The sequence below is a fragment of the Mesorhizobium sp. M6A.T.Ce.TU.002.03.1.1 genome, assembly GCF_003997275.1.
GTDB lineage: Bacteria > Pseudomonadota > Alphaproteobacteria > Rhizobiales > Rhizobiaceae > Mesorhizobium > Mesorhizobium mediterraneum.
Genome location: NZ_RZTI01000320.1, coordinates 1 through 457, shown reverse-complemented (window position 1 = coordinate 457; position 457 = coordinate 1). Strand labels below are relative to the sequence as shown.

Below are 457 nucleotides of genomic sequence, written 5' to 3'. Positions count from 1 at the left end.
CGCGGTTGAATTTCCAGCATGATTTCGTTGCTAAGAATGTTAGCAAGTTCAGTCTCTGCATCAAGACCGTGAACAGCCTTGAGATCTTGTGCGAGTTCGCTAGTGTACTCTGCCTTGAGGGCGCGAGTCTTAGCAACTACCGATGTACGGTCGATGCTGAATGCCATCTCACCGAACGGATTTCCAGCAGCGTCACCGAGTGCTTCACCAGTCGCGGTGGACATACCCGCAGTGGCGGGGTAACTTGACAACGTAGTACCAGCGGTCTGTTGACTGGCAGTGTCTGCGAATGGATCTGAACCCTGTGCAGTAACATCGTTTCCGGTTGAACCAGAGAACTGAGTTAGAGCCTCAGACTTGAGTGCTTCTGTTCCGCCTTGAGACTGATAGTTGGCTCGGAGAGCAAAGATCAAACCAGTAGGACCAGTCATCGGCTGAACCCCCCAAATATCCCCCA

At 52.3% G+C, this 457-nt stretch carries 1 protein-coding gene; it reads right to left on the bottom strand.

The window, feature by feature from the left end:
- A partial coding sequence (locus EOC93_RS33745) for a hypothetical protein (RefSeq protein ID WP_245461619.1) occupies window positions 1–431 on the bottom strand: 431 nt, incomplete at its 3' end.
- Between the last annotated feature and the right edge of the window lie 26 nt (window positions 432–457).